The sequence below is a fragment of the Streptomyces sp. NPDC059009 genome (assembly GCF_042740175.1).
Lineage (GTDB): Bacteria > Actinomycetota > Actinomycetes > Streptomycetales > Streptomycetaceae > Streptomyces.
Genome location: NZ_JBHYJB010000001.1, coordinates 82,604 through 95,033, shown reverse-complemented (window position 1 = coordinate 95,033; position 12,430 = coordinate 82,604). Strand labels below are relative to the sequence as shown.

Here is a 12,430-nt window from a genome sequence, read left to right as displayed (position 1 = left end):
GCGCTCCACCTCCGGATCGGCGGCTCAGCGGCGGTTGATGAATCCGGCGTCGACGGGCAGCGTGACGCCGGTGACGTAGCGGGCCTCATCCGAGGCCAGCCACAGGACGGCGTGGGACACGTCGACCGCTTCGATCGTGTCCACCGGAAGGGCGTTGGGCGCCCCCTCGGACAGCATCGGGTCCTGGGCGACGAACTCGGCCATGGCGGGGTCGGCCACCATGCGGGTGGCCACGCCGGTCGGGTGCACGGAGTTCACCCTGATGCTGTGCCGGGCGAGGTTGTTGGCGTACGAGCGCATCAGCCCGACCACGCCGTGCTTGGAAGCGGCGTAGCCCAGGCCGCCGTTGCTGGCCCCGCCGATGCCGACCAGGCCCGCGGTGGAGCTGACGATCACGATCGAGCCGCCCTGCCCGGCCTCGATCATCGACGGGATGGCCACCTCGACGGTGTGGAAGGTGCCGGTGAGGTTCACGTCGATGGCGTCGTGCCACGCCTGCACCCGGTCCTCCACCAGCAGCGGCGCGATCCCGGCGTTGGCGACGACGACGTCGATCCGCCCGAACGCGTCGAGCCCGGCGTCGTACGCCTCCTGGAGGGCGGCCCGGTCCCGCACATCCGCCTCGCGCGCCACGACGCGGCGGCCGAGGCCCCGCACCGTCTCGACGGCTTCGGACAGCTCCTCCGGTGTCGACTGCGCGTACGGCACGGTGTCGATCGACCGGCAGATGTCCACGACGACCAGGTCGGCGCCTTCCTCCGCGAGGCGCCGGACGTGGCTGTGGCCGAGCCCTCCGGCCGCCCCGGTGACGAAGGCCACCTTGCCGTCCAGACGCCCTTTCGTCCGCTGTGCTTCCTCATCCGGCATGGCGTGGCTCCTTCGCGCACCGCGTAGTTCCGGCGTACCGCAGGGATGCGAGGACGTCACCACCCGGGCGGACGCGACCACTTGTTCCTTGGCGCGACCACCTCTTCATGAGAGACCCGAGAGACCCGAGAGACCTGAGAGACCTGAGAGACCTGAGAGACCTGAGCGATCAGCGGTCCGGCGTCCCGGTCAGCGCCGCCCAGTGCCGGTCCGCCGGGTCCCGCAGCGCGCGCCACGTCGTGACGAACCGCCGCGTGGCCGCGTCCCCGGGCCAGCCCTCCGGCAGCAGCGCCGCGGGCAGCCGGGGGTCCCGCGCGAAGGTGCCGCGCCAGGCGTGCACGAGACGCGTGCGCAGCACGAACGCCTCCTCGTCGCCCGAGGCGACCGCCGCGACCTCCGCTGCGACCTCCGCCTCGGCGAAGCGCCGCAGGAAGTCCTCGTGGGCCGCGCGCACCGCAGCCAAGTCCCAGGCTCGGGAGACCAGTTCGGCGTCGGCGGACGCGTCTTCGGTACGGGAGGTCAGCCAGGTCACGTGCGGGGCGAGCCCCTGTTCGCGCAGCAGGGCCTTCAGGGCGGGCACGCCCCCGGTGTCCGCCGCGATCCACACGCCCTGGCCGAGCGGGCCGAAGCCTTCGAAGGCGAGTTGCTCCGCCAGCAGGGAGTGACTCTGCGCGGGCCCGCGGAGCAGGAGTTGCTGCCACGTACCGCGCCACGGTGTCTCCTCCACGGCGCGCTCCAGGCGGCGCGTCCATGCGGTGAGGAGCGCGACGAGCCGTGGTTCCAGGACGACTTGGGCCCGGCGCCCCACGGACTCCGTGCGCAGCCAGCCCTCCTCCGCGAGCCGGGCCAGGGCGCGGCGGGTCGCGGGCTCGCGGACCCCGCAGGAGCCCAGGGCCGCCACGGCCGCGCTCGCCCAGACCCGCTCATGGCCCGGGTAGCGGACGTACTCCCCGAGGAGCGTCAGGAGCAGTGACCGGGCGCTCGGGGAGCCGTCCCCCCGCCGCCGGGTGCGTGGCGCTTCCAACTCCCCACCGCCTCCTGTCCGTTGTCCCGGCCGTTGACCCTGCACACCACTCCATGTAGGACGTAGTGAGCGAGCACCACGAAATTACGTCACACATCGTCTCCGGCGAAAGGCGTACGCGTGCACTCCACAGAACCGGCAGAACCGGCAGAACCCGCAGGCCCGGCGGCGCAGGGCGGCCCCATCCGCTTCGGCACCTTCCACGCCCCGTACCACGGCATCGACGGCAATCCTGCGCTCCAACTCCGCCGCGACATCGACCTGGTGCGCCACCTCGACGCGCTCGGCTTCGACGAGGCGTGGATCGGGGAGCACCACTCCGCCGGGTACGAGACGGTCGCCTCGCCCGAGGTCTTCATCGCGGCGGCCGCCGAGCACACCCGCCGCATCCGCCTCGGCACGGGCGTGAACTCGCTGCCGTACCACCACCCGCTCGTCCTCGCCGACCGCATCATGCAGCTCGACCAGCAGACGATGGGCCGCGTCATGCTGGGCGCGGGCCCGGGGCAGCTGGCCTCGGACGCCTTCATGATGGGGATCGACCCGCTGCGGCAGCGCGCCATGATGGGCGAGGCCCTGGACGTGATCGTCCGGCTGCTGCGCGGCGAGACGGTCACCGCGCGCACCGACTGGTTCGAACTGGCCGAGGCCCGGCTCCAGTTGCGCCCCTGCCGCCCCGAGGGCATCGAACTGGCGGTGGCGTCCTCGGTCTCGCCCACCGGCTCCGTGCACGCGGGACGGCACGGCATCGGACTGCTCTCCCTCGCGGCCGCCGCCCCCGCCGGGCTCGACGCCCTCGCCGCGAACTGGGCGGTCTACGAGCAGACGTGCGCCGAGCACGGTCACACCCCCGACCGCCGCACCTGGCGCCTGGTCCTGCCGATGCACCTCGCCGAGACGGAGGCCGAGGCGCGCACCCAGGCCGAGTACGGCGTGCTGCACGTGGTGCGCTACCTGGAGGGCCTGTCGGGCCAGTCGCTCCCGTACGGGCGCAGCGCCGCCGACGCGGTCAAACAGTGGACCACCGAGGGCTACCCGGTCTTCGGCGTCGCCACCATCGGCTCCCCGGCGGACGCGATCGCCCGCATCGAGGCCATGACGGAGGCCACCGGCGGCTTCGGCACCCTCCTGATCGCCGACATGCCCGTGTGCACCCCCGAGGCCGGACGCCGCAGCTACGAACTCTTCGCCGAACACGTGATCCCGCACTGCACCGGCGCGAACCTCGGCCGGACCGCGTCCATGGCCTGGGCCCACACGAACAGCGAGCGCTTCGTGGGGGCGATGGGGGACGCGGTGCGGGCGGCCGTGGCGAGCGGGGGCCGGTGATGCGGGCCGCTGTGCTGCGGCGGGGGCGGTTCGTCGTCGACGAGGTGGCCGAGCCCGAGCCGGGGCCCGGGCAGGTGCTCGCGGAGAGTCTGGCCACCGGGATCTGCGGGTCCGATCTCTCCGCCGCCCGGCACACCGCCGACTTCCTCGCTGCCTCGCGCGACTCGGGCACGGAGTCCTTCCTCTTCGACCCGGACGCGGACCTGGTGATGGGCCACGAGCTGTGCGCGCGGGTGCTCGGCCCGGGGGAGTGGGAGGGACAGGTCGTGGTGGGCCTCCCCTGGGCGCTCGACGGCGCGGGCACGCTCCGCACCATCGGCTACTCCAACGCCTTTCCCGGCGGCTTCGGCGAGCGCCTCGTACTCCAGGAAGCCGCCCTCGTGCCGGTCCCCGCCTCCGTCGAGCCACGCGTCGCCGCCCTCACCGAACCGCTCGCCGTCGGCTTCGGGAACGTGGCGCGGGCGGACCCCGCGCCCGGCTCCGGCGCCCTCGTCCTCGGGGCGGGCCCCATCGGCCTCGGCGCCACCGCGGCCCTGCTGGAGCGCGGCGTCGCGCCCGTCGTCGTATCGGAGCCCGCACAGAAGCGGCGGTCCCTCGCCGGGCGCTTCGGGGCGCATGTCGTCGTGGACCCCGGGGAGCGGGACCCCTTCGACGCGTGGCGGGAGGCGTCGTCCGCCGGGCAGGAGCTGACCGTCTACGAGTGCTCCGGGCGGCCCGGCATGCTCAACACCGTCCTCCACCGGGCGCCCCGCTCGACCCGGGTGCTGCTCATCGGGGCGTGCATGACGGAGGACGTGTTCCGGCCCGTCGTCGGGATCTACAAGGACATCACCGTCACCATGTGCATGGCCTACCCGCCGGAGGAGTTCGCGGCGACGCTGCGCCGCATCGCGGAGGGGACCGTCGACGCGGCAGCGCTGATCACGGCGGAGGTCGGCTTCGATGACGTCGACGCGGCGTTCGCGATGCTGGCGGAGCCGGAGGAGCACGTGAAGGTGCTGGTGCGGCCGTAGCCACCGCACGGAAAAGAGGGCCGCGTCGTGAGGTCAGCGGGCGCCCAGTGCCAGCGTGCGCGCGAGCTCGCGGGCCACCGCCGGAGTCAGCGGGGCGAGGCCCGACAGGAAGCGGAACCAGTAGACGCCGAACGCCTGGTCCACCAGGAGGTCCAGGTCGGTGCCGGGCGCCACCTCGCCGCGCTCCCGGGCCCGCTCCAGGAGCGTGCGGAGGGCGCCGCGCCGGGTCCGGGTGAAGCCCAGGAGCAGCTCGGCGACCTGGGCGTCGCGCGCCGCCTCGGCGGCCAGGGTGCGCAGGACGGCGGCGTTGTCCGGTGCCGTCCCCGCCCGGAAGATGTCGCCGAGGAAGGCCGCCAGATCGGACTCGAGCACGCCGGTGTCGGGCGTGCGGACCTCGTCGCGGGCGAGGCTCGTGAGCGCTTCGAGGAGGACGGCGCCCTTCGACGGCCACCAGCGGTAGATCGTCTGTTTCCCGATCCCGGCTTCCTTGGCGATGGCGTCCACCGTCACCGGCCGGCCGGGCGCGTTCTCGGCGAGCAGCCGCCGGGTCGCGGCGAGGATCGCCTGCCGCGCGGCCTCGTTGCGGCGCCGCCCGGTGTGCGGCCGCCGCCCGGGTTCGGGCGTCGTGGGCATGACGTGAAGGCTATCCGTTGACGAGACCGTCGGTCTTGACCAAGGATCTGCCGAGGCCGACGACGGTCTCGCCGCCGCGCCGGTGCTCTTCGTCGGTGCTCGCTGCCCTCAGCCGCTGCTCGCTGCCCCAGCCTGGCCACCCACCCAGCGAAGGAAAGCCGTGACCCACGTACTGCACTACACCGCCTTCTCCGATGACCCCGCCGGCGGCAACCGAGCCGGAGTCGTCCTCGACGCCGCGCTCGACGACCCGCAGATGCTCGCGATCGCGGCCGAGGTCGGCTACTCGGAGTCGGCGTTCGTCACGCCCGGCCCCGACGGCGCCCCGCGCTCCTTCACCGTCCGCTTCTTCAGCCCCAAGGCCGAGGTCGACTTCTGCGGGCACGCCCTGGTCGCGACCTCCGTCGCCCTCGCCGAGCGCGCCGGGGCCGGCGACTTCCTCTTCCACTCGGCGGTGGGCCCGGTGCCGGTGACGGTCACGGAGCGGGACGGCACCCTGCGGGCCACCCTGACCAGCGTCGAGCCGCGGGTGCGGGAGGTCGCGGACGCCGACCTCGACGAGGCCCTCGCCGCGCTCCGGTGGTCGCGCGCCGAGCTGGACGAGGCGCTGCCGCCCCGCATCGCCTTCGGCGGCAACGAACACCTGGTGCTCGCCGCGGCCACCCGGGAGCGGCTCGCCGACCTGGACCACGACTTCGGGCGGCTGCTCGCGCTCATGGAGCGGCTGCGGCTCACCACCGTGCAGCTGGTGTGGCGGGAGTCGGCGACCGTCTTCCACGCCCGCGACCCGTTCCCGGTCGGCGGCGTGGTCGAGGACGCCGCGACCGGCGCCGCCGCGGCTGCCTTCGGCGGCTACCTCCGCGCCCTGGACCTGATCCCGTCGGACGCCCGGTTCACCGTCCACCAGGGCCACGACATGGGCAGCCCCTCCCTGCTGGAGGTGGAGCTGCGGGCCGGGGACCCGCGGGTGCGGGTGTCCGGGGCGGCCACCCGGATCGAGCACTGATCCTCGTACCGGCAGGGCAGCAAGGGGCCCGGCGGGGACAGGAAACGGCGAAGGGCCCGAACCACATGGTTCGGGCCCTTCGCGTCGTACGGAAATCCGGAGTGGCGTTACGGCAGCTGTGCCGCCTCGGCCTCCCGCGCCTCCCGCCGGTTGCCCCGGAAGTTGTTCACCCGCCGCGCCGTGGCGAAGAGGGGGATCACCGCGCCGAGGACGAGCTGGAGCGCGCAGCCGGTCTGCAGGAGCAGCTGGCCGCCCGGCGCGTCGAACGCCCAGGCCGCGAGCAGCCCCATGGCCGCGACGATCCACGAGAGCATCGCCACCGCGAGCGGACCCCGCGGCTTCGGGTACTCGACCCGGCTCACCATCAGCCAGGCCGTGCCGATGATCGCGAGGAGCGTGGCCACGAAGGGCAGCTCCAGGAGCACGATCGAGACCACCGTCAGCGCCCCGAAGGGCGAGGGCATGCCCTGGAACGTGCCGTCCGGCAGCGTCACGCAGGAGAATCTCGCAAGCCGCAGCACCACCGCCAGCAGCACCACGATGGCGCCCACCGCCGCGACCCGCTCATGGGCGTCTCTGGCGACCATGCCGTACACGAGCACGAAGTACGCGGGGGCCAGGCCGAAGCTGATGAGGTCGGAGAGGTTGTCCAGCTCCGCGCCCATCGGCGACGACCGCAGCTTGCGGGCCACGAGCCCGTCGAAGAGGTCGAAGACGGCCGCGCACAGCATCAGGATCACCGCGGTGGCGGCGCTGTTGCGGGCCATGCCCGACTCGTCGCCCGACAGGTGCGGGATGAGGATTCCGGTGGTGGTGAAGTACACCGCCATGAATCCGCACGTGGCGTTGCCGAGCGTGAGGGTGTCCGCTATTGAGAGGCGGAGCGAGAGAGGCATCTCCTCGTCCGCGTCGTCCTCAGCGGCTTCGGGCACCCAGCCCGCTTGTGTATCAGGATCAACCACGGTCAATGCGAGTCACCCCAGCCACGGTCTTCTGACCGACCTCGACGTCCACCTCGACACCCTCGGGGAGGTAGATGTCGACGCGGGAGCCGAAGCGGATCAGGCCGATCCGCTCGCCCTGCTCCACCTTCGTGCCCTGCGGCACGTACGGCACGATGCGCCGCGCGACGGCGCCCGCGATCTGGATCATCTCGATGTCGCCGAGCTCGGTGTCGAAGTGCCAGACAACGCGCTCGTTGTTCTCGCTCTCCTTGTTGAACGCCGGGACGAACCCGCCGGGGATGTGCTCCACGGACGTCACCGTGCCCGCGAGGGGCGCGCGGTTGACGTGGACGTTCAACGGGCTCATGAAGATCGCGACGCGGGTGCGTCCGTCCTTCCACGGCATGATGCTCTGCACCACGCCGTCGGCCGGGGAGATCACCCGGCCCTGGGTGATCTCACGCTCCGGGTCGCGGAAGAACCACAGCATTCCGGCCGCGAGGGCGGTCGCCGGCACGGCGACCACCGCCGCGCCCTTGGAGCGGCGAGCCTTGGCCACGCTGAGTGCCGCGGTGGCGACGGTCGGCAGGAGCCACGGCGATGCTCCGCGCGCGAGGCGTACGCCGGCCCGGCTGTCGCGAGGTGCAGAGGTTTGGCTGTGGGGCATGGATGACCTTCGTAGCGGATGATGCCGCGCTGCGTAGAGGGGGACGGCGGCTTTTCCCGGGATGGTATCGGTTGCGAGCCACAACTGGGCAAGCCAGGAAGCCGAGTCGGGGGCTGAAGCGTGTTGACAGGGTGTGATCTTCGTCCCGAAGAAATCGCCCCAAGTCGGGCATTCAGCCCTGGAATCGATACTCTTCGAGCAGTCGTCGGCCAATGATCATTTTCTGGATCTCGGCGGTACCTTCACCGATCAGCAGCATCGGTGCCTCGCGGTAGAGACGCTCGATCTCGTACTCCTTGGAGAAGCCGTAGCCGCCATGAATCCGGAACGCGTCCTCTACGACTTCTTTGCAGTACTCGGACGCGAGGTACTTGGCCATCCCCGCCTCCAGGTCGTTTCGCTCCCCGGAGTCCTTTTTGCGTGCTGCATTGACCATCATCGCATGGGCGGCCTCAACCTTGGTAGCCATCTCGGCCAGCTTGAACTGGATCGCCTGGTGCTGGGCGATCGGCTTGCCGAAAGTGTGGCGCTGCTGGGCATAAGAGACACCCAGTTCGAAGGCACGCTGAGCGACGCCACAGCCACGCGCGGCGACATTCACGCGGCCGACTTCCACGCCGTCCATCATTTGGTAAAACCCGCGGCCGGTGGTCCCGCCGAGGACCCTATTGGCCGGAATGCGCAGTTCATCCATGATGAGTTCGGTGGTGTCGACGCCCTTGTAACCCATCTTGTCGATCTTCCCGGGGATGGTGAGGCCGGGCCGGACCTCTCCGAAGCCGGGCTCCTTCTCGACGAGGAAGGTCGTCATCGACTTGTGGGGCGCGGTCCCCTCGGGGTGTCCTTCGTCACTTCGGCACAGAACGGCCACCAGAGTCGACGATCCGCCGTTCGTCAGCCACATCTTCTGGCCGTTGAGGACGTACTCGTCGCCGTCCTTGACGCCCTTGGATGTGATCGCCGACACATCAGAGCCGAGGCCCGGCTCCGACATCGAGAACGCGCCGCGCACCTCGCCGAGCGCCATCCGCGGAAGGAAGGTCTCCTTCTGCTCCTGCGTGCCGTGCTGCTTGAGCATGTACGCCACGATGAAGTGCGTGTTGATGATGCCGGACACCGACATCCAGCCACGCGCTATCTCCTCCACGCACAGCGCGTAGGTGAGCAGCGACTCGCCCAGACCCCCGTACTCCTCCGGGATCATGAGGCCGAAGAGCCCCAACTCCTTGAGGCCGTCGACGATCTGCTGCGGGTACTCGTCGCGGTGCTCCAGCTCCGTGGCGACCGGAATGATCTCCTTGTCGACGAAGTCCCGGACGGTGGACAGGATCTCCTGCTGGACGTCGGTGAGTCCGGCGGTCTGGGCGAGTCGGCTCATGGCTACTTCTCCGTGCTCTTCGAAGGGGCGTTCAGCTCCGGGCGGCCGGGCTGTTCGCCGCCGCGCTCCTTGATGTACGTCTCGGTGGGCACCATCACCTTGCGGCGGAACACGCAGACCAGCGTGCCGTCCTGCTTGTAGCCCTTGGTCTCCACGTAGACGATCCCGCGGTCGCTCTTCGACCTCGAGGGCGTCTTGTCGAGGACGGTCGTCTCGCCGTAGATCGTGTCGCCGTGGAAGGTCGGCGCCACGTGCTTCAGCGACTCGATCTCCAGGTTGGCGATCGCCTTGCCGGAGACGTCCGGCACGGACATGCCGAGCAGGAGCGAGTAGATGTAGTTGCCCACGACGACGTTCTTCCCGAAGTCCGTCGTCTTCTCCGCATAGTTGGTGTCCATGTGGAGGGGGTGGTGGTTCATCGTCAGGAGACAGAAGAGGTGGTCGTCGTACTCGGTGACCGTCTTGCCGGGCCAGTGCTTGTAGACGTCCCCGACGGTGAACTCTTCGTAGGTGCGGCCGAATTGCATGGTGTCTTACGCCTCCGGGGCTTCGAACTTCGACGTGCGCTGCATGCCCGCCGCACGGCCCTTCCCGGAGATGACGAGCGCCATCTTCCGGCTCGCCTCGTCGATCATCTCGTCGCCGAGCATCGCCGAGCCCTTCTTGCCGCCCGCCTCGGACGTGCAGTACTCGTACGCGTCCAGGATCAGCTCGGCGTGGTCGTAGTCCTCCTGGGAGGGCGAGAACACCTCGTTGGCCGCCTCCACCTGGCCGGGGTGCAGCACCCACTTGCCGTCGAAGCCGAGCGCGGCGGCACGGCCTGCGACCTCGCGGTAGCCGTCGACGTTCTTGATCTGGAGGTAGGGGCCGTCGATCGCCTGGAGGTTGTTGGCGCGGGCCGCCATCAGGATCTTCATCAGGATGAAGTGGTACGCGTCCGCCGGGTAGCCGGGCGGCTGCTCGCCGACGACGAGGGACTTCATGTTGATCGACGCCATGAAGTCGGCCGGGCCGAAGATGATCGTCTCGACGCGCGGGGACGCCTCCGCGATCGCGTTGACGTTGTTGAGCCCCTGGGCGTTCTCGATCTGCGCCTCGATGCCGATCTTGCCGACCTCGAAGCCCATCGTCTTCTCGATCTGGGTCAGGAGGAGGTCGAGGGCCACGACCTGGTCGGCCGTCTGCACCTTCGGCAGCATGATGCAGTCGAGGTTCTGACCGGCGCCCTCGACGACCGTGACGACGTCGCGGTACGTCCACTCGGTCGTCCAGTCGTTGACGCGCACGACCCGTGTCTTGCCCGTCCAGTCGCCCTCGTTGAGGAACTTGACGATGGTGTGCCGGGCCTCCGGCTTGGCCAGCGGGGCGCAGGCGTCCTCCAGGTCCAGGAAGACCTGGTCGGCCGGGAGGCCCTGGGCCTTCTCCAGGAAGCGGGGGTTGGAGCCGGGTACGGCCAGGCACGAGCGGCGCGGGCGAAGGCGGTTGATGGGCGCGGTCATGCGGGGACCTCCAGAGGGTCGAGCTTGTTCGCTTTCCGGATCTCGTCGACGATACGGCCGATGATCTCCGTGATGCCGAAGTCCTTGGGGGTGAAGACGGCGGCCACACCCGCGGCCTTCAGGTCCTCGGCGTCGCTGTTGGGGATGATGCCTCCCGCGATCACGGGAATGTCGGGCGCGCCCGCCGTGCGCAGCCGCTCCAGGACGTCCGGCACGAGCTGCGCGTGCGAGCCCGAGAGGATCGACAGGCCCACGGCGTGCACGTCCTCCGCGAGCGCGGCGTCCACGATCTGCTCGGGCGTGAGCCGGATGCCCTGGTAGACCACCTCGAAGCCGGCGTCCCGCGCGCGGACGGCGATCTGCTCGGCGCCGTTGGAGTGCCCGTCCAGGCCCGGCTTGCCGACCAGGAAGCGGAGCTTGCCGACGCCGAGGTCCGCGGCGGTCTTCTCGACCTTCTCGCGCACGACGGCCAGCGGCGTGCCCGCCTCGGCGGTGACGGCCACCGGAGCGCTGGAGACGCCCGTGGGCGCCCGGAACTCGCCGAAGACCTCCCGCAGGGCGCCCGACCACTCGCCGGTCGTCACACCGGCGCGTGCGCACTCCAGGGTGGCCTCCATGAGGTTGCCCGTCCCCGCGGCCACCTCCTTGAGGTGGTCGAGGGCCTGCCGGGTGGTCGGGTAGTGGAACGGGTCGCCCTCGCCCTGGCGGTCGGAGGACTCCTGACGCGTGGTGCGCCAGGTGTCGAGCGCCGCCACCACGCGCGCCTCGACCGCCGGGTCCACCGTCATGATCGCGGTGTCCAGGTCCGAGGTGAGCGGGCTCGGCTCCGTCGACTCGAAGGAGTTGACGCCGACGATCTTCTCCTCGCCGGACTCGATGCGGGCGCGCCGCTCGGCGTGCGAGGAGACGAGCTGCGACTTCAGATAGCCCGACTCGACGGCGGCCATCGCGCCGCCCATCTGCTCGATCCGGTCCATCTCCGCCAGGGACGCCTCGACGAGGGCGTCCACCTTCGCCTCGACGACCCGCGAGCCCGCGAAGATGTCCTCGTACTCCAGGAGGTCCGACTCGTGCGCGAGCACCTGCTGGATGCGCAGCGACCACTGCTGGTCCCAGGGCCGGGGGAGCCCCAACGCCTCGTTCCAGGCCGGAAGTTGCACGGCACGCGCGCGTGCGTCCTTCGACAGCGTCACGGCCAGCATCTCGAGCACGATCCGCTGGACGTTGTTCTCGGGCTGCGCCTCGGTCAGACCGAGGGAGTTGACCTGCACCCCGTAACGGAAGCGGCGCTGCTTGGGGTCGGTGATCCCGTACCGCTCGCGCGTGACCCGGTCCCAGAGCTGCCCGAACGCCCGCATCTTGCACATCTCCTCGATGAAGCGGACGCCCGCGTTCACGAAGAAGGAGATGCGGGCCACGACGTCCCCGAACTTCTCCTCGGGGACCTGCCCGGAGTCGCGCACGGCGTCGAGGACGGCGATCGCGGTGGACATGGCGTACGCGATCTCCTGCACGGGCGTCGCGCCCGCCTCCTGGAGGTGGTACGAGCAGATGTTGATCGGGTTCCACTTGGGGATGTGCGCGACGGTGTAGGTGATCATGTCCGTCGTCAGCCGCAGCGAGGGCCCCGGCGGGAACACGTGGGTGCCCCGCGACAGGTACTCCTTGACGATGTCGTTCTGCGTCGTCCCCTGGAGCCTGGTGATGTCGGCGCCCTGCTCCTCGGCGACCACCTGGTAGAGCGCCAGGAGCCACATCGCGGTGGCGTTGATGGTCATCGAGGTGTTCATCTGCTCCAGGGGGATGTCCTGGAACAGCCTGCGCATGTCCCCGAGATGGGAGACCGGGACGCCGACCCGGCCGACCTCACCGCGGGCGAGGATGTGGTCCGGGTCGTAGCCCGTCTGCGTCGGCAGGTCGAACGCGACCGACAGACCGGTCTGGCCCTTGGCGAGGTTGCGCCGGTACAGCTCGTTCGACGCCTCCGCCGTGGAGTGACCGGCGTAGGTGCGCATGAGCCACGGGCGGTCCTTCTGACGCTCAGTCATCTGTACGCGCTCCTGGGGCAGT

At 70.6% G+C, this 12,430-nt stretch carries 12 protein-coding genes; 3 read left to right on the top strand and 9 right to left on the bottom strand.

Features of this window, described 5'->3' with window-relative positions:
- Positions 1–24 precede the first annotated feature (24 nt).
- Complete coding sequence (locus ACFWYM_RS00415; protein WP_384828294.1) at positions 25–867, bottom strand: mycofactocin-coupled SDR family oxidoreductase; 843 nt, start codon at positions 865–867, stop codon at positions 25–27.
- A 169-nt stretch (positions 868–1,036) separates the two neighbouring features.
- On the bottom strand, positions 1,037–1,891 hold the full coding sequence (locus ACFWYM_RS00410) for a PaaX family transcriptional regulator C-terminal domain-containing protein (RefSeq protein WP_384828292.1): 855 nt from the start codon (positions 1,889–1,891) through the stop codon (positions 1,037–1,039).
- 120 nt (positions 1,892–2,011) lie between these two features.
- On the opposite strand from ACFWYM_RS00410, the gene ACFWYM_RS00405 reads away from it, so the two are divergent.
- A complete protein-coding gene (locus ACFWYM_RS00405; RefSeq protein WP_384828290.1) occupies positions 2,012–3,220 on the top strand; it encodes an LLM class flavin-dependent oxidoreductase in 1,209 nt (402 codons plus the stop codon).
- Positions 3,220–4,233 (top strand): zinc-binding dehydrogenase, encoded by a 1,014-nt coding sequence (locus ACFWYM_RS00400; protein ID WP_384828288.1) that lies wholly within the window; start codon positions 3,220–3,222, stop codon positions 4,231–4,233. The genes ACFWYM_RS00405 and ACFWYM_RS00400 overlap by 1 nt, the downstream gene beginning before the upstream one ends.
- Before the next feature lie 33 nt (positions 4,234–4,266).
- Here the strand turns inward: ACFWYM_RS00400 and ACFWYM_RS00395 are convergent, their stop codons facing one another.
- The gene (locus tag ACFWYM_RS00395; protein ID WP_384828286.1) at positions 4,267–4,866 is read right to left on the bottom strand and encodes a TetR/AcrR family transcriptional regulator; all 600 of its coding nucleotides are present in this window, start codon (positions 4,864–4,866) and stop codon (positions 4,267–4,269) included.
- Between the two features lie 160 nt (positions 4,867–5,026).
- Between ACFWYM_RS00395 and ACFWYM_RS00390 the strand changes: the two genes are divergently transcribed.
- On the top strand, positions 5,027–5,872 hold the full coding sequence (locus tag ACFWYM_RS00390; protein WP_384828285.1) for a PhzF family phenazine biosynthesis protein: 846 nt from the start codon (positions 5,027–5,029) through the stop codon (positions 5,870–5,872).
- Between the two features lie 107 nt (positions 5,873–5,979).
- On the opposite strand, the gene pssA is transcribed toward ACFWYM_RS00390, so the two are convergent.
- The 6 genes from pssA to ACFWYM_RS00360 all read right to left on the bottom strand — a co-directional run bounded on the left by pssA (position 5,980) and on the right by ACFWYM_RS00360 (position 12,429).
- The gene (gene pssA, locus ACFWYM_RS00385) at positions 5,980–6,840 is read right to left on the bottom strand and encodes a CDP-diacylglycerol--serine O-phosphatidyltransferase (RefSeq protein WP_384828283.1); all 861 of its coding nucleotides are present in this window, start codon (positions 6,838–6,840) and stop codon (positions 5,980–5,982) included.
- On the bottom strand, positions 6,827–7,483 hold the full coding sequence (locus ACFWYM_RS00380; protein ID WP_384828281.1) for a phosphatidylserine decarboxylase: 657 nt from the start codon (positions 7,481–7,483) through the stop codon (positions 6,827–6,829). Before ACFWYM_RS00380 ends, pssA begins: the two co-directional genes overlap by 14 nt.
- A 172-nt stretch (positions 7,484–7,655) precedes the next feature.
- The gene (locus ACFWYM_RS00375; protein ID WP_384828279.1) at positions 7,656–8,861 is read right to left on the bottom strand and encodes an acyl-CoA dehydrogenase family protein; all 1,206 of its coding nucleotides are present in this window, start codon (positions 8,859–8,861) and stop codon (positions 7,656–7,658) included.
- A gap of 2 nt (positions 8,862–8,863) precedes the next feature.
- Positions 8,864–9,388, bottom strand: coding sequence for a MaoC family dehydratase (locus ACFWYM_RS00370; protein WP_384828277.1), 525 nt, complete (start codon positions 9,386–9,388; stop codon positions 8,864–8,866).
- Between the two features lie 6 nt (positions 9,389–9,394).
- On the bottom strand, positions 9,395–10,360 hold the full coding sequence (locus ACFWYM_RS00365) for an HpcH/HpaI aldolase/citrate lyase family protein (protein WP_384828275.1): 966 nt from the start codon (positions 10,358–10,360) through the stop codon (positions 9,395–9,397).
- A complete protein-coding gene (locus ACFWYM_RS00360; RefSeq protein WP_384828818.1) occupies positions 10,357–12,429 on the bottom strand; it encodes a protein meaA in 2,073 nt (690 codons plus the stop codon). Before ACFWYM_RS00360 ends, ACFWYM_RS00365 begins: the two co-directional genes overlap by 4 nt.
- Position 12,430: the final 1 nt, after the last annotated feature.